At 57.9% G+C, this 22,155-nt stretch carries 23 protein-coding genes and 1 riboswitch; of the genes, 15 read left to right on the forward strand and 8 right to left on the reverse strand.

All coding sequences use genetic code 11. The features are described from left to right. Positions 1-110: 110 nt before the first annotated feature. On the forward strand, positions 111-539 hold the full coding sequence (locus ACR0AJ_RS14415) for an FKBP-type peptidyl-prolyl cis-trans isomerase (protein WP_170351781.1): 429 nt from the start codon (positions 111-113) through the stop codon (positions 537-539). Positions 540-562: 23 nt separating this feature from the next. Here ACR0AJ_RS14415 and ACR0AJ_RS14420 read toward each other — a convergent pair whose 3' ends face one another. From ACR0AJ_RS14420 to fabA, 4 genes are read right to left on the reverse strand one after another with little or no spacing between them, the layout of a single operon-like run. Next, positions 563-748, reverse strand: a complete 186-nt coding sequence (locus ACR0AJ_RS14420; RefSeq protein WP_480648986.1) for a hypothetical protein — start codon at positions 746-748, stop codon at positions 563-565. Between the two features lie 59 nt (positions 749-807). Then, positions 808-1,599 carry an enoyl-ACP reductase FabI gene (locus tag ACR0AJ_RS14425; RefSeq protein ID WP_170378949.1) on the reverse strand — a complete coding sequence of 264 codons (792 nt, stop codon included), beginning with the start codon at positions 1,597-1,599 and terminating at the stop codon, positions 808-810. 5 nt (positions 1,600-1,604) lie between these two features. Next, positions 1,605-2,834 (reverse strand): beta-ketoacyl-ACP synthase I, encoded by a 1,230-nt coding sequence (gene fabB / locus ACR0AJ_RS14430; protein ID WP_480741167.1) that lies wholly within the window; start codon positions 2,832-2,834, stop codon positions 1,605-1,607. 31 nt (positions 2,835-2,865) lie between these two features. Further along, complete coding sequence (gene fabA / locus ACR0AJ_RS14435) at positions 2,866-3,375, reverse strand: bifunctional 3-hydroxydecanoyl-ACP dehydratase/trans-2-decenoyl-ACP isomerase (protein ID WP_480664266.1); 510 nt, start codon at positions 3,373-3,375, stop codon at positions 2,866-2,868. Between the two features lie 188 nt (positions 3,376-3,563). Here fabA and irrA point away from each other — a divergent pair, with 188 nt between their 5' ends. Then, positions 3,564-3,980 (forward strand): iron response transcriptional regulator IrrA, encoded by a 417-nt coding sequence (gene irrA, locus ACR0AJ_RS14440; protein ID WP_170517682.1) that lies wholly within the window; start codon positions 3,564-3,566, stop codon positions 3,978-3,980. 2 nt (positions 3,981-3,982) lie between these two features. Here the strand turns inward: irrA and ACR0AJ_RS14445 are convergent, their stop codons facing one another. Continuing rightward, a complete protein-coding gene (locus tag ACR0AJ_RS14445; protein ID WP_480741169.1) occupies positions 3,983-4,873 on the reverse strand; it encodes a LysR family transcriptional regulator in 891 nt (296 codons plus the stop codon). Positions 4,874-4,960: 87 nt separating this feature from the next. Here ACR0AJ_RS14445 and ACR0AJ_RS14450 point away from each other — a divergent pair, with 87 nt between their 5' ends. Continuing rightward, entirely contained in the window at positions 4,961-5,758 is a 798-nt protein-coding gene (locus ACR0AJ_RS14450) for a phytanoyl-CoA dioxygenase family protein (RefSeq protein ID WP_170351775.1), read from the forward strand. A 7-nt stretch (positions 5,759-5,765) separates the two neighbouring features. Here the strand turns inward: ACR0AJ_RS14450 and ACR0AJ_RS14455 are convergent, their stop codons facing one another. Next, positions 5,766-6,629, reverse strand: coding sequence for a hypothetical protein (locus ACR0AJ_RS14455; RefSeq protein WP_480741170.1), 864 nt, complete (start codon positions 6,627-6,629; stop codon positions 5,766-5,768). Between the two features lie 120 nt (positions 6,630-6,749). On the opposite strand from ACR0AJ_RS14455, the gene miaB reads away from it, so the two are divergent. The 10 genes from miaB to ACR0AJ_RS14505 all read left to right on the forward strand — a co-directional run bounded on the left by miaB (position 6,750) and on the right by ACR0AJ_RS14505 (position 17,280). After that, positions 6,750-8,069 carry a tRNA (N6-isopentenyl adenosine(37)-C2)-methylthiotransferase MiaB gene (gene miaB / locus ACR0AJ_RS14460; RefSeq protein WP_480741172.1) on the forward strand — a complete coding sequence of 440 codons (1,320 nt, stop codon included), beginning with the start codon at positions 6,750-6,752 and terminating at the stop codon, positions 8,067-8,069. 182 nt (positions 8,070-8,251) lie between these two features. Next, positions 8,252-9,016 carry an outer membrane protein gene (locus ACR0AJ_RS14465; RefSeq protein ID WP_170351772.1) on the forward strand — a complete coding sequence of 255 codons (765 nt, stop codon included), beginning with the start codon at positions 8,252-8,254 and terminating at the stop codon, positions 9,014-9,016. A 144-nt stretch (positions 9,017-9,160) separates the two neighbouring features. Continuing rightward, positions 9,161-10,183 (forward strand): PhoH family protein, encoded by a 1,023-nt coding sequence (locus ACR0AJ_RS14470; RefSeq protein WP_170351771.1) that lies wholly within the window; start codon positions 9,161-9,163, stop codon positions 10,181-10,183. A 33-nt stretch (positions 10,184-10,216) separates the two neighbouring features. Continuing rightward, on the forward strand, positions 10,217-10,711 hold the full coding sequence (gene ybeY, locus ACR0AJ_RS14475; protein WP_170351770.1) for an rRNA maturation RNase YbeY: 495 nt from the start codon (positions 10,217-10,219) through the stop codon (positions 10,709-10,711). 35 nt (positions 10,712-10,746) lie between these two features. Next, positions 10,747-11,637, forward strand: coding sequence for a hemolysin family protein (locus ACR0AJ_RS14480; protein ID WP_480648977.1), 891 nt, complete (start codon positions 10,747-10,749; stop codon positions 11,635-11,637). Beyond that, positions 11,634-13,130 (forward strand): apolipoprotein N-acyltransferase, encoded by a 1,497-nt coding sequence (lnt, locus tag ACR0AJ_RS14485; RefSeq protein WP_480741174.1) that lies wholly within the window; start codon positions 11,634-11,636, stop codon positions 13,128-13,130. Before ACR0AJ_RS14480 ends, lnt begins: the two co-directional genes overlap by 4 nt. A 42-nt stretch (positions 13,131-13,172) precedes the next feature. Next, positions 13,173-13,221, forward strand: a riboswitch (SAM-SAH riboswitch). Positions 13,222-13,226: 5 nt separating this feature from the next. Beyond that, on the forward strand, positions 13,227-14,408 hold the full coding sequence (gene metK / locus ACR0AJ_RS14490) for a methionine adenosyltransferase (RefSeq protein ID WP_170351767.1): 1,182 nt from the start codon (positions 13,227-13,229) through the stop codon (positions 14,406-14,408). A gap of 132 nt (positions 14,409-14,540) precedes the next feature. Continuing rightward, positions 14,541-15,251 carry a tRNA (guanine(46)-N(7))-methyltransferase TrmB gene (trmB, locus tag ACR0AJ_RS14495; RefSeq protein ID WP_170351766.1) on the forward strand — a complete coding sequence of 237 codons (711 nt, stop codon included), beginning with the start codon at positions 14,541-14,543 and terminating at the stop codon, positions 15,249-15,251. 68 nt (positions 15,252-15,319) lie between these two features. Then, positions 15,320-16,666 (forward strand): 3-phosphoshikimate 1-carboxyvinyltransferase, encoded by a 1,347-nt coding sequence (aroA, locus tag ACR0AJ_RS14500; protein ID WP_226688942.1) that lies wholly within the window; start codon positions 15,320-15,322, stop codon positions 16,664-16,666. Further along, complete coding sequence (locus tag ACR0AJ_RS14505) at positions 16,663-17,280, forward strand: (d)CMP kinase (protein WP_170362444.1); 618 nt, start codon at positions 16,663-16,665, stop codon at positions 17,278-17,280. The genes aroA and ACR0AJ_RS14505 overlap by 4 nt, the downstream gene beginning before the upstream one ends. Positions 17,281-17,298: 18 nt before the next feature. On the opposite strand, the gene ACR0AJ_RS14510 is transcribed toward ACR0AJ_RS14505, so the two are convergent. Continuing rightward, positions 17,299-17,778, reverse strand: coding sequence for a YHS domain-containing (seleno)protein (locus ACR0AJ_RS14510; protein ID WP_170351763.1), 480 nt, complete (start codon positions 17,776-17,778; stop codon positions 17,299-17,301). A 218-nt stretch (positions 17,779-17,996) separates the two neighbouring features. Between ACR0AJ_RS14510 and ACR0AJ_RS14515 the strand changes: the two genes are divergently transcribed. Continuing rightward, complete coding sequence (locus ACR0AJ_RS14515; RefSeq protein WP_170378974.1) at positions 17,997-18,521, forward strand: hypothetical protein; 525 nt, start codon at positions 17,997-17,999, stop codon at positions 18,519-18,521. Positions 18,522-18,741: 220 nt separating this feature from the next. Beyond that, on the forward strand, positions 18,742-20,427 hold the full coding sequence (locus tag ACR0AJ_RS14520) for a tryptophan halogenase family protein (RefSeq protein ID WP_170414147.1): 1,686 nt from the start codon (positions 18,742-18,744) through the stop codon (positions 20,425-20,427). Positions 20,428-20,613: 186 nt separating this feature from the next. Here the strand turns inward: ACR0AJ_RS14520 and ACR0AJ_RS14525 are convergent, their stop codons facing one another. Next, positions 20,614-22,077, reverse strand: coding sequence for a sulfatase family protein (locus tag ACR0AJ_RS14525; protein WP_480741176.1), 1,464 nt, complete (start codon positions 22,075-22,077; stop codon positions 20,614-20,616). Between the last annotated feature and the right edge of the window lie 78 nt (positions 22,078-22,155).

Raw genomic sequence — 22,155 nt, forward strand, 5'->3', positions numbered from 1 at the left:
TCGCGCGCAGGTTGGCACAAGTGATGCAGGCACAAAAGGGGGGAGGGTTTACAATAGCGCGTTACCCCCTAGGGTTGGCCGCTCAATTTCTTAACGGCCGGAGGCCACCTATGACCGAGATCAAACAAGGCGACACGGTTCGCATCCATTACAAGGGTACTTTGCTGGACGGAAACGTGTTCGACAGTTCCGAAGGGCGCGACCCGCTGGAATTTGTGGTTGGGTCCGGTCAAATCATTCCCGGTCTGGATACGGCCATGCCCGGTCTGACAGCGGGCGAAAAAAAACGAGTCGAGATTGCCTGCGTGGATGCCTATGGCCCGATCAATCCGGCGATGCGGCAGCAGATCCCCCGCGAAGGGATACCAGATGACATCCCGCTTGAGCCCGGCACTCAGCTACAGATGCAGACACCGGATGGGCAAGCGCTGCCTGTGACGGTGGTGGAGGTGGATGACGCAACCGTCACGCTGGACGCCAATCACCCGTTGGCCGGTCAGGATCTGATTTTTGATATCGAGGTTGTTTCAATCAACTGACAACTGTGGGCCAGCGTGTTGGATCAGCCTGAAATCAGGCTGGTCCAGGATGTGAGAGTGCTGCGGACTTCTGCCTGTGTGAAGAACACAAACAGCATCAGCAGCGTGGTCAGGGCCAGCAATGCGATCCGGCCGCGTTGCCCCAGAAAACCCGATTTGCGCCGGGATGCCCGTGTGGTGGTGGCGATGATTTGTTCTGCTTTGCTCATGCCGCTATCACTGCCCGGAAAAGATGGTTAAATCTTGGCGCGGACAGGGAAAGATCAGGTCACATGTGATCGGGTTGTGGCATGCCCAGAACGTGGAAGCCACCGTCCACCCGAATGATCTCGCCCGAGGTGCAAGACCCCGCGTCCGAAGTCAGGTAAACTGCAGTGCCACCGACGGCTTCGAGCGTTGCGTTCGCGCGCATCGGTGCGTTCTGATCGCAGAACTTGTAGGTCTTGCGCGCGCCGCCGATGGCCGCACCTGCCAGCGTTTTCATTGGGCCGGGTGAGATGGCGTTCACTCGGATGCCTTCGGGGCCCAGATCATTGGCCAGATAGCGGGTCGCCGATTCCAGCGCCGCCTTGGCCACGCCCATGACGTTGTAGTTCGGCACGACCCGGTTCGAACCCTGATAGGTCAGCGTCAGCAGTGAACCGCCATTGTCCTTCATCAACGGGTAAGCGCGGCGCGCAACCTCGATAAACGAATAGGCAGACACATCCATGGAGTGTTTGAAATTCGCCCGCGTGGTGTTCAGAAACCGGCCGGTCAGTTCGGATTTATCCGAATAGGCGATCGCGTGAACTACGAAGTCGATGCTAGGCCAGCGCGCGCCCAGCTCATCGAAAGCACGGTCCAAAGATTCGTCGTCGGTGACATCCGCATCCACCATGAAATCGCTGCCCAGGCTTTGCGCCAATGGCTCCAGCCGCTTACCGAACGCTTCGCCCTGATAGGTGAACGCCAGTTCTGCGCCGGCTTCGTGCATGGCCTTGGCAATGCCCCATGCAATCGAGCGGTCATTTGCCACGCCCATGATCAGGCCGCGTTTGCCCTTGAGAGTATCCGACATCGTATTCACCCGTTATACTTTGACAGAACCATGGACCCGTTGGTGCCACCAAAGCCGAAGCTGTTGGTCATCACGCTGTCCAAGCCTGCGTTTTCAACTACTTGAGTTGCAATTTCACCGGGCAGGATGCCTTCGGCAAGTGTGTCGACGTTGATCGACGGAGTAATGAAATCATGGTGCAGCATCAGCAGGCAGAACACCGCCTCAAGCGCGCCTGCAGCACCCTGTGCGTGGCCCGTCATCGACTTGGTCGATGAAATCGGGGGCACGTTGCCTTCGCCAAAGATACGGCGCACGGCCTCAACCTCACCCACGTCGCCGACCGGGGTCGAGGTGCCGTGGGCGTTGATGTATCCGACCTTGCGGCCTTCGGGAAGTGTCGACAGGGCTAGACGCATCGCGCGTTCGCCACCCTCACCAGACGGGGCTACCATGTCGTGGCCGTCCGAGGTCGCGGCATAGCCGGTCACTTCGGCATAAATCTTGGCGCCGCGGGCCAGCGCGTGCTCCAGATCCTCAAGCACGACGATGCCGCCGCCGCCCGAAATCACGAACCCGTCGCGATTCTGGTCGAACGCGCGCGAGGCTTTGTCGGGCGAGTCGTTGTATTTCGAGGACATTGCGCCCATCGCGTCGAACAGGCAGGATAGGGTCCAGTCTAGTTCTTCACCGCCGCCGGCGAACATAACGTCCTGTTTGCCCAGCATGATCTGTTCGGCCGCGTTGCCGATGCAATGCAGCGAGGTCGAACAGGCCGAGGTGATCGAATAGTTGATGCCCTTGATCTTAAACGCGGTTGCCAAGTTCGCGGAAATCGTCGAGCACATGCATTTTGGAACCGCAAAGGGGCCGATGCGCTTGGTTGCGCCGGTTTTCAGCACCGTCTGATGCGCGGTCAGCATGGCGCTGGTCGACGGGCCGCCCGATCCGGCGACTAGCCCGGTGCGTGGGTTTTGAACCTGATCCTCGGTCAGGCCTGAATCTGCAATTGCCTGGGTCATGGCAATATGGGCATAGGCCGCGCCGGGCCCCATGAAGCGCAGGGTGCGCTTGTCTACATGCTCGGATACATCAATATCCAGCGATCCGGCGATTTGGCTGCGAAAGCCATGTTCGACCATCTGCTTATTGGCCACGATGCCGGATTTACCGGCCTTGAGTGAGGCCAGAACCTCTTCGGCATTGTTCCCGATGGAAGAGACAACCCCCAGACCGGTGACAACTACTCGACGCATGTGCGTGCTCCTTATTTCAAGCTAGTCCGGCTTAGGCTTCGGACAGAACGACTTTCATATCTTTGACGTCGTAAATCATTTCGCCGTCCGCTTCGACGATACCATCTGCCACGCCCATCGTCAGGCGGCGAGTCTGGATCGCTTTCTTGAAATCAATCTTGTAGGTCAGCATTTTACGGTCCGGGCGCACCATGCCGGTCAGTTTGACCTCGCCCACGCCTACGGCCATGCCGCGCCCCTGCCAGCCACGCCAGCCCAGGTTGAAGCCGGTAAGCTGCCACAGACCGTCCAGCCCAAGACAGCCAGGCATGATTGGGTTGCCGGGGAAGTGGCAGTCAAAGAACCACAGGTCCGGGGTAATATCGAATTCGGCCAGCACATGGCCTTTTCCGTGCGCACCGCTATCTTCCGAAATGTCGGTGATGCGGTCCATCATCAGCATCGGCGGAGCAGGTAGCTGCGCGTTACCGGGGCCGAATAACTCGCCACGGGCGCATTTCAGCAGATCGTCTTTGTCAAAGCTGCTCGGGAATTGGGCCATTCTGCCGCCTCTCCTGCCAGGGGTCCGTTTATCTAATCTGGCCTCACCTAGCACCCGTATGCAAGGTCCTGCAAGAGCGGTCGCCCACATCATGTTGTGTTCAGGGCATTCTTTGCGAATGAATTTCATTTGAAATTGCCTAGCCGGAACCCTTATATATAGTTCAGAAAAGAACAGGTATCGGATTCATGACACCTCAGAGCCGAAACATAGCGACTTCCTGGTTGGTTGACGCAGGATTACGCCCGACGCGTCAGCGCGTTGCCTTGGCCGAATTGCTGGTGGGCGACGGCAAACATCGTCATGTCACAGCCGAAAGCCTGTTTGATGCGGCCAAGAAGAACGGCGATGCTGTTTCGCTTGCGACCGTGTACAACACCCTGCGCGCGTTTTGCGACGCCGGGGTGCTGCAGGAAATCACGGTGGACGGGTCAAAAAGCTATTTCGACACCAACACCCATGATCACCCCCACTTTTTCTGGGAGGATGAAAGCCGCCTAAGCGATGCGCCCTCGGATCAATTGGTGATTCAGCGCTTACCCGAGGCACCCGAAGGGGTTGAAATCGCATCGGTCGACGTCGTGATCCGCCTGCGGAAAAAATAATCTTACGGTTTTAGATCAGATAGGGCCTGCTCGGCGGTCGCAATCTGCGTGTCCGAGGGGCCAGTGCCATGTCGTGCCAGCACCACGGGTTCTGCCGTAAATGGGTCCGAAACGGGCAGGCTTAGCAAGGGCATCCCATCATAACTGGTATGGGCGGGGGGATTGGCATAGCTGATCGCAACCCCTTCGCCATGTGCCGCAAGGCTGCGCTGAATTTCCAACGAGGCCGCGCGATGTGCGACCGTTGGGTTTTCCCCGATCTGGCGAAACAGCCCCAATACATGCTGTGCCGACAACCCTTCCTCTGACAGGATCAGATGGTAGGCCGCCAGGTCCTGAAGGGAAACGTCGCTGTGTGCGGCCAAGGGATGATCCGGCGCCAGCAGAGCATGCGGCATGCTTGTGAACAGCGTCTGCTGGGTAAAACCTGCATCCATGCTGAGCCCATAGGTCAGGGCAAGGTCAATCCGCCCGTCAATCAGGCCCGAGATCAGCCCTTCGAAACTGTCTACCCTGTAGGTGATTGCAACGTCCGGCATCTGCACACGCAACTGGCGCAAGGCGCGTGAAAGCAGGAAGGGCGCCAGATCAACAAAACACCCCAGCCGCAACCGGGTCTTACCCACGTCTCTATCAGTGGCATTTTCCAACCGGGCGGCACTGGCCAGCAGCGCCTCGGCCTCATCAATGAAACTGCGGCCCTGTGGTGTCAGCGCCATGGCTGCTCCGCGCCTGCGGGCGAACAGGGGATAACCCAGCTGTTCCTCGACCCGCGTCAATGCGTTGGACAGCGCAGGTTGCGAGACATTCAGGTGCAGTGCGGCGGCGGACAGGCTGCCATGCCGCCCGATGGCGCAGACATATTCATATTGGCGCAGGGAAATATATAACATGAAGTTAAGTCTACCTTTGAAAGATATTACTTGAACAGAGGACTTTGTCATGTGCAGATCACACAACCCTACGGCACGGAGACTGACATGACGCACCCTCTGGTCACGCGAGAGATGATCGACACTTTCCAGCAGGACGGCGTGGTCCTGATCAAGGGGCTTTATACCGGTCATGTCGAAGCGCTGCGCGAAGGCGTTGCCGCGAATATGGCAGAACCCGGCCCGTACGCGTCAGAAAACAAGAAACAGGGCGAGACCGGTCTGTTCTTTGACGATTACTGCAACTGGTCGCGGATTGATCAGTTCCGGGATGTAATCGAAAACTCTCCGGTGGCCGAGGTTGCAGCGGATCTGATGCAGTCCCAAACCGTGCAGATGTTTCACGATCACGTTCTGGTCAAAGAGCCCGGTACCTCAATGGCGACACCGTGGCATCAGGATGGTCCATATTACTTTGTCGAGGGGCAGCAGACCATCAGCTTCTGGTCGCCGCTCGACCCGGTTAAAAAAGCGACGCTGCGCTGCGTGGCGGGGTCACACCGTTGGGAGAAAGAGGTGTTGCCGACCCGCTGGGTATCGGAAGAAGGGTTCTTCCCCGACGAAGGCCAGTACATTCCCGTTCCGGACCCGGATGCCGAGGGCATGAAGGTTGTGGAATTCGAAATGGAGCCGGGTGATGCAGTGGCGTTCAATTATCGCACGCTGCACGGCGCGCGCGGTAACCAATCAGACAGCCGCCGTCGGGCGTTTTCGCTGCGTTTGGTCGGGGATGATGCACGGTATGTGGAGCGTCCAGGCCGGACTTCACCGCCGTACCCTGGCCATGACATGACGCCCGGTCAACGCCTGCGCGAGGACTGGTTCCCGGTGCTGCTACGACGCTAGAGCGAGCTCAAAACCACTGGCCCGATTCGATCAGTCCGAGTTCGAGCAATTGGCCGGATTTCCACTGAAATGGCACCGAGTTGTGCCAACAGAAACTTGGAATGTCGAAGGTGGACCCGGCGTTGGTCTTCAACGCTTTGGCGGCGCGGAACGAACACACGGCTGCCGTCATATTGTGATGCCAAGGGCAGGAATAGGTGTTGTATTCCGGCTCGTTAAAGGTGTGGTCGGGCCGCAATTCCAGCCCCTTGCGCGATTTGAACAGAGCAATCCGGTCGATGCGGCGGCGCTCATAGGGGATGTGATCTTCGAACCGCCAGCGCAGGCCGCCGGACATGTCGAGCTGCCTCTCGATCGGGTGGCCTTCGGCGTCATGGCGGGTGTGGGCGTAATACCCTGTGCTGTCCAGCATGGCGTGATCCGGGGCGACGCCGTTTGGAAACGTGTTCAGGTCATCAGCATAAAGGTCGACGACATGGCTGAGCATCGCGTCGCGGCGTTCCTCGGCGTGGAAGGCCAGCAATTCGCCCACCGTGCGGGTCTCGCAAAACGGAAAGAACAGGTACTCGGCGTTATAGCAATAATACATCCAGATACCCGGCGCGGCCTGAATGATCCTGTTGATTGTGTCGAATGCAACTGTGCTGGGTACGCAGGTCAGGGTGACCCTGTGGATGCGGTCAGACAATTCAGAACCCAGTGCGAAATCCTGCGGCATGAAGGCAATCACGGACTTAAAGCCCAGATGCAGATGGTGCCGGAGCGTGCTGTCGACCTCGACATTGTCTTCAACAAAGATCAGCGCGACAGGGCCCTTGGCCAGGGCGGATTTGCCTGAGGTGAGGAAATCGTCGAGAGAGTCGTATTGCATTGCCTGTCCGGTTCCACTTTGCTGGAATCTGCTGTCAAAATCGGGTATCCGCCCCGGCATTGCAAGCGGCGTTCGTAGGGTATAGATGACGCCGATCCCGTCAGCGCAAAGGCCATACCCATGTCGGAACCCAAAAAGCTGTATATCAAAACCTACGGTTGCCAGATGAACGTCTACGACAGCGAACGCATGTCCGAGACGCTGGGTGGGCAGGGCTATGTGGAAACGCAAAGCCCCGATGATGCCGACATGATCTTGCTGAACACCTGCCATATCAGGGAAAAGGCCGCCGAAAAGGTCTATTCCGAACTTGGCAGGTTTAAGGGCCTAAAAGCGGAAAAGCCTGACCTCAAGATCGGTGTGGCGGGGTGTGTGGCACAGGCCGAGGGCGATGAGATTATGCGCCGTCAGCCTCTGGTCGATCTGGTTGTGGGGCCGCAAAGCTATCACCGCCTGCCCGAGATGGAGGCGAAGACGCGCACCGGTGCCAAGGCGCTGGACACGGATTTCCCCGAAGAGGACAAGTTCGAAAAGCTCAAAAACCGTCCCAAGGCCAAGCGTGGCCCGACGGCGTTTCTGACCGTGCAGGAAGGCTGTGACAAGTTCTGTGCCTTCTGCGTGGTGCCATATACCCGCGGTGCCGAAGTCAGCCGACCCGCAGATCGTATTATCCGCGAGGCGCAAGACCTGGTTGAACGCGGCGTGCGTGAGATCACTCTGTTGGGTCAGAACGTCAACGCCTATCACGGGGCTGGTGCAAACGGAGACATGACACTGGCCGGGCTGATTTGGGAGTTGAACAAGGTTGATGGGTTGGAGCGCATCCGCTTTACCACCTCGCACCCCAATGACATGGCCGACGACCTGATCGAGGCGCACGGAACCTGCGAGAAGCTGATGCCGTATCTGCATCTGCCGGTGCAGTCAGGCTCTGACCGAATCCTCAAACGCATGAACCGCAGCCACACCGCCGAAAGCTATCTGCGCCTGATCGAACGTATCCGCGCTGCGCGGCCCGATATCGTGATGTCTGGGGACTTTATCGTTGGCTTCCCTGAAGAGACCGAAGAGGATTTCCAGGCCACCATGGATTTGGTGGAAGAGGTCAAATACGGCTATGCCTATTCCTTCAAATACTCGACACGTCCGGGAACGCCTGCAGCCGAGCGGCCTCAGGTTGATCCTGATGCGGCGGATGACCGTCTTCAGCGCCTGCAGGCCCTGATCACGCGGCATCAGCGGGAAATTCAGGACGCAATGGTAGGGCGCAAGGTCAAGGTTCTGTTTGAAAAATCTGGACGGCTGCCAGGCCAGATGGTCGGGAAATCCGAGTATTTACATTCGGTTCACGTGTCTGACGCCGATGTCGCGGTCGGAGAATTGCGTGTTGTTGAAATCACCGCCTCAGGGGCAAATTCGCTGGCCGGTGCGCTGATCTGATGCCCCCCCAAAGTGCTGTTTGAAAGCCATAGTGGGTAATTGTTCCAAAAATTAACCCTTGATTTATCGCCGGTAACTATGTTCGGACAAAAGCCGGACGTATTTGGGGAAAAGGGTTTCTGTTTCCTAAAATTCAGGTCGGTGCTGACCCTGTTTTCGGGCCAGGACGATGGAGGGTACGAGTGAAATTCCTAACACGTTTCTTTGGGCCAAACGGCCGGTTTGTTTTTCCGGCGGTGCTGGTGCTTTCACTTTTTTCCAGCGCAACGGTGGCGGGTAACCTTGAACAGGGGGTGACGGATCCCCCGGTTGTCAGTCCCAAGCGTTTGGGCAGCGACGTTAGCGCGTTCTATCTGGGCCTGAGCGGGGCCTATGCATCGGGTGGCACGGACCGATTCGGACTGCGTACCCAGACGGATCTTTTCGAAATCGGAGAGCTGGACCTGAGTGGCGGCTACGGTGGTATCCGTGGCGGTTGGCGTGGTGTTCTACCGGCAATCGGCGGCCGGGATTATGTTTATGGGTTCGAACTCGGCTATGACTTCGGAAAGATCGACGATGAGGTGTCGATGGATATTGGCACTGTAGCTGTTACTGGCGGATCTGAGGTTTCGGACATTATTTCCCTACGTTTTCGCAACGGTTTGACCAACAAGAGCGGCACCGTTCTGTATTTTGTCTCGGTCGGGTACGTGCAGGGTGACATCACAACGTCAAGCAGCCTGTCCACGGGCGGCACGGTTCAATCCTTTGAAGACAGTGACTCTCGAAATGGGTTTTCAGCCAGTATCGGTGCAGAACACAGTCTGAACGACAACTGGTCGATCACGGGTGAGTTTGAATACGTGCAATTCGACTCGCGCGAGGTTGAATTCGACAACGGGTTCTCAACAAAATCCACCCCTCGCTACCGTGGTTTGCGTTTTGGATTGAATTACACCTTCTGAAGCTGTCCGCGATTGGGGTGGTGCTCGGCTGCGTCTGATTTCGGCGGTTTTACCATCTGTTTGGGAAAAAATGAAACTGTGGCTTGCGCCCACCGAGAAATGTTGTCTACGCTCGGGGTATAAACGCCAAGACAGGAGAACGGATTGGCCATCGGTGCCCTTACCCCACCGCAAGATGACATGCCCCAAAGTGAGGCGTTTGTTGAATTCCCTGACAATCGGTTGTTGATTGATTTGTGCGGCGAGTATGACCGCAACCTGACCGAAATCGAAACGAAGCTGTCTGTCCAGATCGTGCGCCGTGGCAATCAGTTGGTTGTCATGGGTGACGAAGACGCTCAGAAGCAGGCGATAGAGGTGCTGCAGGCCCTTTACACCCGTCTGGAAGGTGGGCGCGATGTTGAGGCCGCCGATGTGGATCGCGAATTGCGGATGGGCGGATCGGAACAGGAAACCGGCAGCCGCGACGGTGATCAGCTTGAGATGTTCAAGGGCGGCACGGTTGAGATCAAGACCCGCAAAAAGCTGGTCGAGCCGCGCACAGACGCGCAAAAGGCCTATGTTCAGTCGCTGTTCCAAAATGAACTTGCGTTTGGGATCGGTCCCGCAGGCACGGGTAAGACCTACCTGGCTGTTGCCGCTGGCGTGTCGATGTTTATCGGTGGACATGTGGATCGGATTATCCTCAGCCGCCCCGCGGTCGAGGCCGGTGAAAAGCTGGGTTATCTGCCCGGTGACATGAAGGACAAGGTCGATCCGTACATGCAGCCGTTGTATGACGCGCTGAATGACTTTTTGCCCGGCAAACAACTGGCCAAGCTGATCGAGGAAAAACGAATCGAAATTGCTCCTCTGGCCTTTATGCGCGGGCGAACCCTGGCCAATGCATTTGTAGTGCTGGATGAGGCGCAAAACGCCACGACCATGCAGATGAAAATGTTTCTGACCCGTCTGGGTGAGGGCAGCCGCATGGTGATCACAGGTGACCGCTCGCAAGTCGACCTGCCGCGCGGGGTTCAGTCGGGGCTGAAAGATGCGGAACGTTTGCTGAAAACGATCCCGAATATCAGCTTTAACTACTTCACCTCGAAAGATGTGGTCCGCCACCCGCTTGTCGCCGCCATTATCGAAGCGTATGAGGCCGACTCGGGCCGTGAGACGGGGTAATCGTCCGCAGCCGAAGGCTTTGGACGTGGTGACATGAACCTTGAACTGACAATTGAAGACGCACGTTGGCAGGGGCTGGAACCCTTGGCCACGCGTGCCATTCAGGCGGTGTTGGACTATTGCGGTTTGGACTCTGACCTGTGTGAAGTCAGCCTTTTGGCCTGTGATGATGCGCGCATCGCCGAACTGAATGCGGAGTTTCGGGAAAAGCCCACACCGACCAATGTGCTCAGCTGGCCCGCCGAGGATTTGGCAGCCGAGGAACCGGGGCAGAGCCCGACGCCGCCTGAGCCGGACTTCACCGGTGAAATCCCGTTGGGGGACATTGCGATTGCCTACGACACCTGCGCGCGCGAGGCGGATGAGGCAGGGAAATCAATGAATGATCACGTCATGCACCTGATCATTCACGGGACTTTGCATCTGCTGGGCTACGATCACATTCGTGACACCGACGCCACTTTGATGGAAACGGTTGAGGTCGCTATACTTGGCAAAATGGGTATCGATGACCCATATAATATGTAGACGGGCCATCAAGGCCGATTATTTGGAATAGGATTATGGGCGAGACAGACGGCAGTTCTATGGCGGCGCAGGGCGCGCAAACCAGGAACAGCGGTGAAGATAGTAAAGAGAAAGCCGGTTTCTTTTCTCGAATAGTGGATGCGTTTTCGCCACAGGGCGAGGATGAGGAAAGCCAGGTGACCAACGGTCACGAGGTCGACAAGGCACAGCCGCGCGGCATGATCAACCTGCGGCGGATGCGGGTTGAGGACGTGGCCATCCCAACGGCCGAGATCATCTCGGTTCCTTCAACGATTACCAAGGATGAGCTGGCGAAGGTGTTCCGCGAAAGCGGTCTGTCGCGGATTCCGGTGTATGAGGGCACGCTGGACACGCCTTTGGGGTTCGTCCACCTAAAGGACTTTGCCCTAACCCACGGATTCAACGGTGGGTCCAGTGAATTCGATCTGGTCAAGATGCTGCGGACGTTGCTGTTCGTTCCGCCTTCGATGCCGATTGGGGTTCTGCTGACCAAGATGCAGACGGAACGTCGACATATGGCGTTGGTGATCGACGAATATGGTGGTGTCGACGGGCTGCTGACGATTGAGGATCTGATCGAACAGGTCGTGGGTGAAATCGCGGATGAACATGACGCGGATGAAGATCAGCTTTGGGTTCAGGACAAGCCGGGTTGTTACATCGTTCAGGCCCGCGTCCCGTTGGAAGAGTTCGAGGCTGAAATCGGGCGCTCGCTGACCAGTCACGAGGACGTGGATGAGGAAGAAATCGACACTCTGGGCGGTCTGGTCTTTATGCTATCAGGCCGGGTGCCCGCACGGGGTGAGGTTGTCTTGCATCCCGAAGGCCCTGAATTCGAGGTGATCGACGCCGATCCACGCCGGATCAAGCGTCTGCGCGTCATGTTGCCGGATCTCGTTGTATGAACCCTGCACAGGGTTGGTCCATTTGGCTGAAATGTGCATTGGCGGCGCTGCTGGGTGCGCTGGCGGCGTTTGGCCTTGCCCCGTTTGGTGTGTGGGCGGCAACGCTGGTTGCTATGGTGCTGCTGGCGCCGTTGTTTCTGTCAACCGAGACTAGGGGCAGGGCCGCTTGGCTGGGCTGGGCTTTTGCCACCGGGTATTTCGCACATGGTCTCAGCTGGATTGTCGAGCCGTTCTTGGTGGACGCGGAACGTCACGCCTGGATGGCACCCTTTGCCCTGATCTTCATGGCCGGAGGGTTGGCGTTGTTCTGGGCGCTGGCCTTTTGGATCGCGCGGCGGCCTGCGGGTGACGCAAACACACAAGCCGTTTTTCTGGTTGTGACCGTGTCGCTGGCGGAAATGGCCCGCGGCTATGTGCTGACAGGATTTCCATGGGCGGGGCTGGCGCAGGTCTGGGTCGGCTCTCCGGTGGCCCAGCTTTTGTCATTGGTCGGACCCTATGGTTTGGGCGCGTTGACCCTGTTGGCGACGTTGCCCTTGGGGGCGGCGCTGGCGCAACGCGGTGGATTTGCATTACCGCTTGGACTGACAGTAGGCGCGGCCTGTTTGGCGCTGGGCTATGGCACCGCGCGTCCGGCGGTTACGGAAACCGATCATGTCGTGCGCCTGATCCAACCGAATGCGCCGCAACAGCAAAAATGGGATCCCGAATACGCGCCTTTGTTCTTTGCACGCCAGATAGAGTTTACTGCGGCGCAGCCTCGGCCCGATCTGATTGTCTGGCCCGAAACCTCGGTACCTGCCTGGCTGAGCAGCGCGCAGCCCTATCTGGATGCCATTGCCGATGCGGCGCAGGGCACGCCGGTTTTTTTGGGCATTCAGCGTGGTGACGGACCGCGTATCTATAACTCGATGATCTATCTGGATGAGAAGGGCCAGCAGCAGGGTCTGTACGACAAGCACCACCTGGCCCCGTTTGGGGAATATGTACCGTTCGGCGAGGTGATGGCAAAATTTGGTATCTATGGCATGGCGGCGACCAACGGCAATGGGTTCACCGCTGGGCCCGGGGCAGCTTTGATGGATGCGGGCAAGCTGGGCAAGGCGCTGCCGTTGATCTGTTATGAGGCAGTGTTCACGCAGGATGTTTTGTCCGCGCCGGGGCGCGCGGATTTTCTGTTGCAGATCACCAACGATGCGTGGTTCGGCACACGGTCTGGACCCTATCAGCATCTGGCCCAGGCTCAGATGCGCGCGATTGAGCAAGGCCTGCCGATGATGCGGTCAGCCAATACCGGCGTGTCGGCGATGATTGACCCTTTGGGGCGCATCACGCAGGCGCTTCCATTGGGTCAGGCTGGATATTTCGATGCAAAAATGCCTGCTCCGTTTGTCTCAACGGTGTATTCTAGGAATGGGGATGTTCCGGTCTTTGTCCTACTGGCGGCTCTCTTCGCGCTGTTTTGGCGCAACGCCCGGCGCGCGCATGCATAATTACCGATTGACCCTGTGTTTGTGTGGGCGTATCCCCTCGCATGCTCGTCACAACGGCTTCCTGGCGTGATGGGGAAATCTTAATGGAGCACTTTCATGTCTCGACAGAACTACACTTTTACTTCGGAATCCGTATCCGAAGGGCATCCGGATAAGGTTTGTGACCGAATCTCGGACGCTGTACTTGACGCATTTCTGAACGAAGAACCCGAAGCCCGCGTGGCGTGCGAAACCTTTGCGACCACCGACCGTGTCGTCATTGGCGGCGAAGTAGGTCTGTCTGATCAGGAAAAATTGCACGACTATATGGGCCGCATCGACGAGATCGCGCGCGCCTGTATCAAGGATATCGGTTACGAGCAGGACAAATTTCACCATGAAACCGTCGAGGTGACGAACCTGCTGCATGAACAATCCGCCCATATCGCACAGGGTGTGGATGCCTCGGACAACAAGGACGAGGGCGCCGGTGACCAAGGCATCATGTTCGGCTATGCAACCACCGAGACCCCCGCGCTGATGCCCGCGCCGATCCAGTATTCCCATGCGATCCTGCGGCGCTTGGCGGAGGTGCGCAAGAACGGGTCTGAGCCCGCGCTGGGCCCGGATGCAAAATCGCAGCTGTCCGTGATCTATCGGGATGGCAAGCCGGTCGGCGTCAGCTCGATCGTGCTGTCGACCCAGCATCTGGATGAGTCGCTGAGCTCGGACGACATCCGCGCCATTGTCGAACCTTATATCGCTGAAACCCTGCCCAACGGCTGGCTGAACGCTGATACCGAATGGCACGTGAATCCCACCGGCAAGTTTGTGATTGGCGGTCCTGATGGCGACGCCGGTCTGACTGGGCGTAAGATCATCGTGGACACTTATGGTGGTGCCGCACCGCATGGCGGCGGCGCGTTTTCGGGCAAAGACCCGACCAAGGTGGATCGTTCGGCTGCTTATGCCGCGCGCTATCTGGCCAAGAACGTGGTTGCTGCGGGCATGGCAGAGCGCTGCACTATTCAGCTGAGCTATGCGATTGGTGTGTCCAAGCCGCTGTCGATCTACGCGGATACGCATGGGACGGGTCAGGTGGAGAATGCGGATATCGAGAAAGCCGTTGATAAGGTGATGGATCTGACACCGCGCGGTATTCGTGAGCATCTGCAACTGAACAAGCCGATCTACCAGCGTACGGCGGCCTATGGCCACTTTGGTCGTCAGCCTGATGCGGATGGCGGTTTCAGCTGGGAGCGTACGGATCTGACCGACGCTCTGAAGTCGGCAGTCTGACCGTTCCACAATGAAACGGTGCGCCCTTGCGGGCGCGCTCTATTGTAGGAAATGCAATTTGGGGCGGCGTGTCGGCAGAACTGACGCGACCGCCCCTTGCTTTGACCCCGCCTGCGCAGTATGGGCACCGCCATGAGCACCCAGACACCCCAACGCCCCCGCAGAAACTTCTATGGCCGCTTTAAGGGCAAGGCCCTGAAGCAGAGTCAAAAGACGTATCTGAACGAAGATCTCGATGCTTTGTCGCCTGGTGCGGTGGACTGGGACGCAAATCCTGAACGTCATCCGCTGGACCTAAAGGCACTGTTCGGCGGTAAAGATGTCTGGCTTGAGGTCGGCTTTGGCGGTGGTGAGCACCTGGTCCATCAGGCCGCCAGCAACCCCGATATCGGTATCATTGGGGCCGAGCCGTATATCAACGGCGTCGCCATGTTGCTGGGCAAGATCCGCAAGGCCGGGGTCGAAAACCTGGCCGTTCATCCCGGCGATGCGCGGGATTTGTTCGATGTGCTGCCCGAGGCCAGCATTTCACGGGCGTTTCTTTTGTATCCTGACCCATGGCCCAAGACGCGTCATCACCGTCGGCGTTTTGTGACGCAGGAACATCTGGAGCCACTGGCCCGCACGCTAAAGCCCGGTTCGTTTTTTCGCGTTGCCACCGACATTCCCGACTACGTCCGCCAGACGTTGGAGGAGGTTCCACGTGCCGGGTTTGAATGGCTGGCCGAACGCCCCGCTGATTGGCGCGAACCGTGGGATGACTGGATTTCCACCCGCTATGAACAAAAGGCTTTGCGTGAAGGCCGGACGCCACATTACCTGACCTTCCGGCGCAAAGACTGATTGCCGCTGGACCAACCGGCTCCAATTCGCTAATCCGCCTTGAACTGATAGCGAAAACAGGAGCCCCCATGTCCGGACACGGCACGCCCATCCCGATGACCTCGCATCCCTGCGGCCCGCTGACCGGCACAGCAGAAGTGCCCGGTGACAAGTCGATCTCGCACCGGTCGCTGATCCTGGGCGCAATGGCGGTGGGTGAGACCAGAATCTCGGGCCTGTTGGAAGGTGAGGATGTTCTGGACACCGCCAAGGCCATGCGTGCCTTCGGGGCTGAGGTCACGGATCACGGTGACGGTGAATGGAGTGTGCATGGCGTGGGCGTTGGTGGATTTGCCGAGCCCGATCAGGTGATTGACTGCGGCAACTCGGGTACCGGTGTGCGGCTGATCATGGGCGCGATGGCGACCTGCCCGATTTCCGCGACCTTCACGGGTGATGCAAGCCTGAACAAGCGACCGATGGCCCGCGTCACCGATCCACTGGCACTGTTCGGAACGCAATCGGTTGGGCGCTCGGGCGGGCGGCTGCCGATGACCATCGTGGGTGCGGCAGAGCCTGTACCGGTGCGGTATGAGGTGCCGGTGCCGTCGGCGCAGGTGAAATCCGCGGTGCTGCTGGCCGGTCTGAACGCGCCGGGCAAGACCGTTGTGATTGAGAAAGAGGCCACCCGTGACCACTCGGAACGGATGCTGGCCGGTTTCGGGGCCGAAATCAACGTCGAGGATACGGATGAAGGCCGGGTGATCACGCTGACCGGCCGCCCTGAGTTGAAACCGCAGGTCATCGCTGTGCCGCGCGACCCGTCCAGCGCGGCTTTTCCGGTATGTGCGGCACTAATCACGCCGGGCTCTGACGTGTTGGTGCCGGGCATCGGCCTGAACCCGACCCGCGCGGGGCTGTTCACCACATTGCGCGAAATGGGCGCGGATCTGACGTACGAAAATGAGCGGGAAGAGGGCGGCGAACCCGTCGCTGATCTGCGCGCGAAATACTCTCCGAATATGAAGGGGATCAATGTGCCGCCCGAACGCGCGGCCTCGATGATCGACGAATATCCTGTGTTGTCTGTGGTTGCGGCCAATGCCAACGGCACCACGATGATGGGCGGCGTGAAAGAGCTGCGCGTCAAGGAAAGCGACCGGATTGACGCCATGGCGCGCGGGTTGCGGGCCAATGGTGTGACCGTGGACGAGGGCGAAGAATGGTGGTCGGTCGAAGGGTTGGGCATCGGTAACGTCCCCGGTGGCGGCACCTGCGAAAGCTATCTTGATCACCGCATTGCCATGTCGTTCATGGTCATGGGGATGGGTGCGAAGTCTCCGGTTTCCGTGGATGACGGTGGGCCAATCGCGACCTCGTTCCCGATTTTCGAGCCGCTGATGGCCGCCCTGGGTGCCAAGGTCGAACGCACATGAGTTTCACCGTCGCCATCGACGGCCCTGCGGCGGCGGGCAAGGGGACGATCTCGAAAGGGGTGGCGGCGCTGTTCGGTTTTGCGCATCTGGATACGGGGCTGCTGTATCGCGCGGTCGGGCGCCGAATGCTGGACGGGACTGACCCCATCGAGGCGGCGCAGGCATTGACTGCGGAAGAACTGAAACAAGGCGATTTGCGTACGGCCGAGATTGCGCAGGCGGCCTCGAAAGCGGCAGTGATCCCCGAGGTGCGCGCGGCGTTGGTGGATTTCCAGCGCGCCTTTGCCCGTCGGGCAGGGGGGGCTGTGCTGGATGGGCGCGATATCGGAACGGTGATTTGCCCCGAGGCCGAAGTGAAACTGTTTGTTACCGCCAGTGCCGAAGTGCGGGCAGAGCGCCGCTTTTTGGAACTGCGCGCAAAGGGCGCTGATGTGACCCGAGAGTTTGTGCTTGCAGATGTGCGCGAACGCGACGTGCGGGATGCCGAACGCAGTGCTGCGCCGATGAAGCCTGCCGCAGATGCTGTGCTGTTGGATACGTCTGATCTGAGTATCGAAGCTGCTTTGGCCCAGGCCGTAGCTCTTGTCGAAAGCAAACGCCCCGCAACGTCCTAACGCCGCGGGGAGAGGTAATTACAGCTCGCCTACGGCGACGGATTTGATCTGCGCCCACTGATCATCAGCGGTTTTTGCTGTGGCAGGCACGTCTTTCAGAAACGCAGCCCGAGTTTCAGCGTTCAGGAACAGATACAGCTTGCCGTCTGTGACCAGATACTGGTCCGGGTCGCCATCAAATTTCTTGCCGACAGACACGCCGAAGGAACAGAACCCGCCGTGCTGTGGCAGATAGGCGGTGGGGTTGGCCTCGAACGCCTCGAGATTGGCGGCGCTGGTGAAGTAGTACGATGCTCCGTCGTAGGTCGAGGAATGGGTGGCAAACCCTTCGACCGGGTTACCTTCGTTGACCAGGGCCACCAGATCGACGCCATGTGCTGCCAAGGGCGCGCCCGCGGCCGAGATGCCGTTCGAGACATTGATCTCATCCGCTGCAAAGGCCGGTGCGGCGATCAGGGGCAAGGTGGCGATCAGGGTTGTCAGAACCAGAGATTTCATTGTGTTTTCCTTTCCTGTTCAGGTTCGGGTCGGCGGGGGAGCCAACCGCTGAAACAAAGTTAGGGGCAGTGTTTTGAACGGGCTATCGCAGTAAGATCGGCAAACCTTGCAGATCGTTCAAACTTGTGGCGGCGCACGACATACTCTCCACTAAGCTTTGTTTGGTCAGGGTCCAGGCAGGTACCTATTGTAAGGGAGTAGCCTGCAGGAGAGATGCCATGATCCGACTAGCCCTAGTGTTGATTTTTCTGGCCGGAGGTCTGGCGGCCCAAGATGCGCCTGAGACCGAGCCACCGATGGACTATGAACGTCTGGGCAAGATCCTCTTTGCGCTTGATCCCGAGGCACAGCCGCAGGGGCCGGGCTTTGCTTTGACGCTGTCGGATGTGCCTGTTCTGGTCGTCACGGATATCAGCACTGATCGCATGCGTGCGATGGTGGCGGTTCGTAGTGCTGATGAACTGTCAAAAGAGGAATTGCACAGAATGATGCAGGCCAATTTCGACACCGCTTTGGATGCGCGCTATGCGATTGCCAACGGAATCGTTTGGGCAACATTCATTCATCCGCTTTCGTCTTTGAAGAAGGACCAACTGATCTCTGGCTTGGCGCAGACAGTGAATATCGCTGCAACTTACGGCACGTCCTACACCGGAGGGGCGATTCAATTTGGTGGCGGTGACAGCAACGAATTGCAGCGACAATTGATCGAAGATCTTCTGAAGAAAGGTGAGGAGATTTGACGAGCGTTCAGGATTCGAGCCTGTGCTGATACCTGCCCACTCCACAGATCTCAATCCTGTACGATAGGCCTGAAATTCCCAGTGCTATAGGCCCTAGCTGGACGCAATAAAGCTGTTATAGTCTTCGATACGCCATAAGGGAAAGCTGCGATCTAAGTCCAAAACACAAAAAATGGGCACGTAGCTATAATATCCCTTGAGCCAACAGGGACAAAAAAACATGAATAATCGTTTGCGCAAGATCACCATCGTCGGTGGCGGCACAGCAGGGTGGATGACCGCGCTGATACTGGAAATGGTGCTTTCACGCACGTCAGCGGAAAAGGATCGCCCTCGCATATGTCTGATCGAGAGCCCCAATATCGCGACAGTGGGTGTGGGCGAGGCGACAGTGCCGCGCATGCCGGTCACGCTCCGTCAGGCGGGTATTTCCGAGCGGGACTTTTTTCGCGAAACCAACGCGTCGTTCAAGCTGGGTGTGAAGTTTTGCAACTGGAACAAGGACCGCAAAGGCAATCGCATCGATTATGTGAACCCCTTTGCGCATGGCCAATTGTTGGAAGGGTTGGAAACAGCCGAGTATTTCTTGCGCTTTGGCAATGGGGATCGGGATTTTACGCGGTCCATCTCACCACATGATGATCTGGCTCGTCTGTGCAAAGGCGCACGGCAGTTGGGGCAGCCTGAATACGAACAGCGGTTTGGCTATGCGTATCATCTGGATGCTGTGAAATTTGCCGGCATGCTCACCAAAGTCTGCACCAAGCGCGGTGTGGAGCATATTCAAGATGAGGTGAAATCGGTCGAACTGGATGAACAGGGCAATGTCAGCCATCTGATGTTGGAACGCCAGGGCCGCCATGACATCGAGATGGTCATAGACTGTACAGGGTTCCGCGGCTTGATCATCAACCAAGCGCTTGGCGAACCGTTTATGGATTACTCGGACTATTTGCCAAATGATCGTGCCATGGCGTTGCAGATCGAGCATCCCAACCCAAAGAAGATTGAAAGCGTCACGCGCTCGACCGCTCTTGGCGCAGGTTGGACCTGGCGGGTGCCTCTCTATAACCGTGTGGGAACGGGTTATGTGTTCTCATCCGCGCATCGCACGGATGATCAGGCGGCGGATGAATACCTCAAATGGCTGGGTGACAGCGGCAAGGGCGCGACGCCGCGCGTGATCCCCATGCGCATTGGGCGTGTGCGCAATGCCTGGGTTAAGAACTGTTTGGCGATCGGCCTGTCCGGCGGGTTTATTGAACCGCTAGAGAGTACGGCGATACATATGGTCGATCATGCGGTGCGGTGGTTTGCGGAACACTTGCCCACGCGAGACATCGAGCCATCCTTGCGGACGCGGTATAACCGGCAGATGAACAAGCTTTATGATGAGGTTCTGGAGTTCATCTGTCTTCACTATCGATTGGGTAACCGCACTGACGATCAGTATTGGATCGATGCGCGGACAGAGATGAAAATACCTGACCGGTTAGCCGAAAACCTGGAGCTATGGCAGCATCGTCTGCCAATGGAACATGACATCGAATTTGCGACGTTGTTCAACTTTCGCGTTTACCAAACGGTTCTATTGGGTAAACAGGTTTATGATACCGGTTACGGGACCGGCATCCGTGATCGTCTGCGGCCACTAAAGCGACAGATTTGGTTCCAGGGTATGAAGACTGCGAAAGCGCATCTTGCGCAGATCCTCACAAAAATGCCGGATCACAAAATGCTGTTGCATGATATCCGAGGGGAGTTGCAGCGACCAGCATTCGGCAAGACAATGGCGACGAAGCCGACAGTTGCGATGCCGGGCGCGGCGCCATCATCCGTACCGATCCAAAACATGCCGAACTTTGCCGAAATCCAAAGCGGCGCGAAGGATTTGCAACTGTTCTAGACCTTCTTTGCGTTCGCTACTGAGGGCGCTTGAGGTGAAACTGAGGGTGGAGTGTTATATCTCTACCCTCAGAATGGCTCTTTGACGCTCTAGGCGCGCGATTGCGGCGACACGGATCAGTTCGGGCGCAGTGACCTTCAATGTGAGCTGATACGAGCTTCTCAAAAAAATGTGAGGAATTCTGAACTAGAGCGCGGATCCTTCGCGCTGCTTTTCTTGCTCGGACGGGGTTGGAGTGTGGTTGAAGACGAATGCCGTTCGACAGGCTTCTTCTCCGCCCAGCTCGGCAATCTTCTTACGCTGATCCTCAAAGGCACGCGCGTTGACCTCTTCGGGATCACATATTTCGCGCAGACGGCGTTCGCCTTCGACCAACGCCGCTTGAACTTCGGGGTCGTTAACTCTGTCCGTGGCGCGATTGGTCTGTTCATTCGGGTCCGATGCAAGATCAAATAGTTGGGAGTCATGCCCAACGTAATAGACATATTTCCACTTGTCCCAGCGCACCATAAAGCTGCCGGTTTTTGACCCCCCGTCATGATATTCACTGAACCCGGTTCGGTTGGGATCATCCGGTGCCGTGGCCAGATCGATAAGCGAAACGCCCGGTTGATCGGCATTGCCTGCATCATCAGGAACACCGCAGACGTCCCGCGCGGTTGCTGCAATGTCTGTCAGGTTTGTACAGGTTGAGACTTGCTTGCCGTTGGGAATACCGGGCCCGGCGAGGATCATCGGAACCCCGGCGCTGGCCTCATACATCACCTGTTTGGTCCAGAACCCCTGATCGCCCATCATGTCGCCATGGTCTGAAACATAGACAATGACCGTATTTTCGGCCTGACCACTTTGGGCCAGAGCTGTCAGGATGCGCCCCACGCAATCGTCCATGAAGGATGTTAGCCCGTAGTATGCGGCCTTGGCTTCGCGCATCTTTTGTTCATCAAAATAGTCATCGTAGTTGAAGAACGACGCAATGTTTTGCAGCTCTGCGTGATCAGGGAGGCCGTGGCCATAGCCTACCGGCAGGTCCATATCCGCGGAATCATAGTGGTCGTACCATTCCTCGGGGCAAGTCAGCGGATAATGCGGGCTGACCAGGGACACAAAGGCGGCCCATGGTGCATCGTGACGTTTCGGATCGGTCAGCCATACCTCAGATGCGGCGGTAATATCCAGATCATAGTCGGTATAGGTGCTGGACCCGGTGCCGACATCACCCGCCAGTTCGGCGGCTGAATCATACGCGGGCGGGTTCTCGCGCAGCAGGCCGACGGCCCAACCAATTCCTCCGACGACATGCATGGGAAGTATCTCCTGCGAGAAACCGTTGTCATCCTCGGCCGAGCGAAAATGCAACTTGCCGATCGACACGACCTCGCGCCCCGTGTCTCGCAGTTGACGCATCCAACTGCGCGGGTGCCCGGCATAGGGTGTCGCGCTGTCCCAGTGACCAGTGGTATGCACCCACTCTCCGGTAGCCAACGCGGCGCGGGTGGGAACGCACATTGGCGACGGTGTATAAGCCGAGGTGAACATCGTACCCCGCGCTGCCAAGGCGTCCAGATTGGGGGTTTTGACGATCGGGTGGCCAGCGCATCCCATCGCGTCCTTACGGTGTTCGTCGGAAATAATGACCAGAAAATTCAAATCGTCTGCTCCTTGATCGCTGGATTGAGCCTAGCATCGTTTCGCCGACGGAGGACTTCAACTTGCGACAACTGGGTC

The sequence above is a fragment of the Ruegeria sp. CJ9 genome (assembly GCF_056536625.1).

Bases quoted from the DNA above. Each gene is read 5' to 3' on its own strand.
- ybeY (WP_170351770.1), top strand. From the start codon at position 10,217: ATGAACCTTGAACTGACAATTGAAGACGCACGTTGGCAGGGGCTGGAA.
- ACR0AJ_RS14420 (WP_480648986.1), bottom strand. From the start codon at position 748: ATGAGCAAAGCAGAACAAATCATCGCCACCACCACACGGGCATCCCGG.
- aroA (WP_226688942.1), top strand. From the start codon at position 15,320: ATGTCCGGACACGGCACGCCCATCCCGATGACCTCGCATCCCTGCGGC.
- metK (WP_170351767.1), top strand. From the start codon at position 13,227: ATGTCTCGACAGAACTACACTTTTACTTCGGAATCCGTATCCGAAGGG.
- ACR0AJ_RS14480 (WP_480648977.1), top strand. From the start codon at position 10,747: ATGGGCGAGACAGACGGCAGTTCTATGGCGGCGCAGGGCGCGCAAACC.
- lnt (WP_480741174.1), top strand. From the start codon at position 11,634: ATGAACCCTGCACAGGGTTGGTCCATTTGGCTGAAATGTGCATTGGCG.
- trmB (WP_170351766.1), top strand. From the start codon at position 14,541: ATGAGCACCCAGACACCCCAACGCCCCCGCAGAAACTTCTATGGCCGC.
- fabB (WP_480741167.1), bottom strand. From the start codon at position 2,834: ATGCGTCGAGTAGTTGTCACCGGTCTGGGGGTTGTCTCTTCCATCGGG.
- irrA (WP_170517682.1), top strand. From the start codon at position 3,564: ATGACACCTCAGAGCCGAAACATAGCGACTTCCTGGTTGGTTGACGCA.
- miaB (WP_480741172.1), top strand. From the start codon at position 6,750: ATGTCGGAACCCAAAAAGCTGTATATCAAAACCTACGGTTGCCAGATG.
- ACR0AJ_RS14445 (WP_480741169.1), bottom strand. From the start codon at position 4,873: ATGTTATATATTTCCCTGCGCCAATATGAATATGTCTGCGCCATCGGG.
- ACR0AJ_RS14450 (WP_170351775.1), top strand. From the start codon at position 4,961: ATGACGCACCCTCTGGTCACGCGAGAGATGATCGACACTTTCCAGCAG.
- ACR0AJ_RS14515 (WP_170378974.1), top strand. From the start codon at position 17,997: ATGATCCGACTAGCCCTAGTGTTGATTTTTCTGGCCGGAGGTCTGGCG.
- ACR0AJ_RS14505 (WP_170362444.1), top strand. From the start codon at position 16,663: ATGAGTTTCACCGTCGCCATCGACGGCCCTGCGGCGGCGGGCAAGGGG.
- ACR0AJ_RS14455 (WP_480741170.1), bottom strand. From the start codon at position 6,629: ATGCAATACGACTCTCTCGACGATTTCCTCACCTCAGGCAAATCCGCC.
- ACR0AJ_RS14425 (WP_170378949.1), bottom strand. From the start codon at position 1,599: ATGTCGGATACTCTCAAGGGCAAACGCGGCCTGATCATGGGCGTGGCA.
- ACR0AJ_RS14415 (WP_170351781.1), top strand. From the start codon at position 111: ATGACCGAGATCAAACAAGGCGACACGGTTCGCATCCATTACAAGGGT.
- ACR0AJ_RS14520 (WP_170414147.1), top strand. From the start codon at position 18,742: ATGAATAATCGTTTGCGCAAGATCACCATCGTCGGTGGCGGCACAGCA.
- fabA (WP_480664266.1), bottom strand. From the start codon at position 3,375: ATGGCCCAATTCCCGAGCAGCTTTGACAAAGACGATCTGCTGAAATGC.
- ACR0AJ_RS14510 (WP_170351763.1), bottom strand. From the start codon at position 17,778: ATGAAATCTCTGGTTCTGACAACCCTGATCGCCACCTTGCCCCTGATC.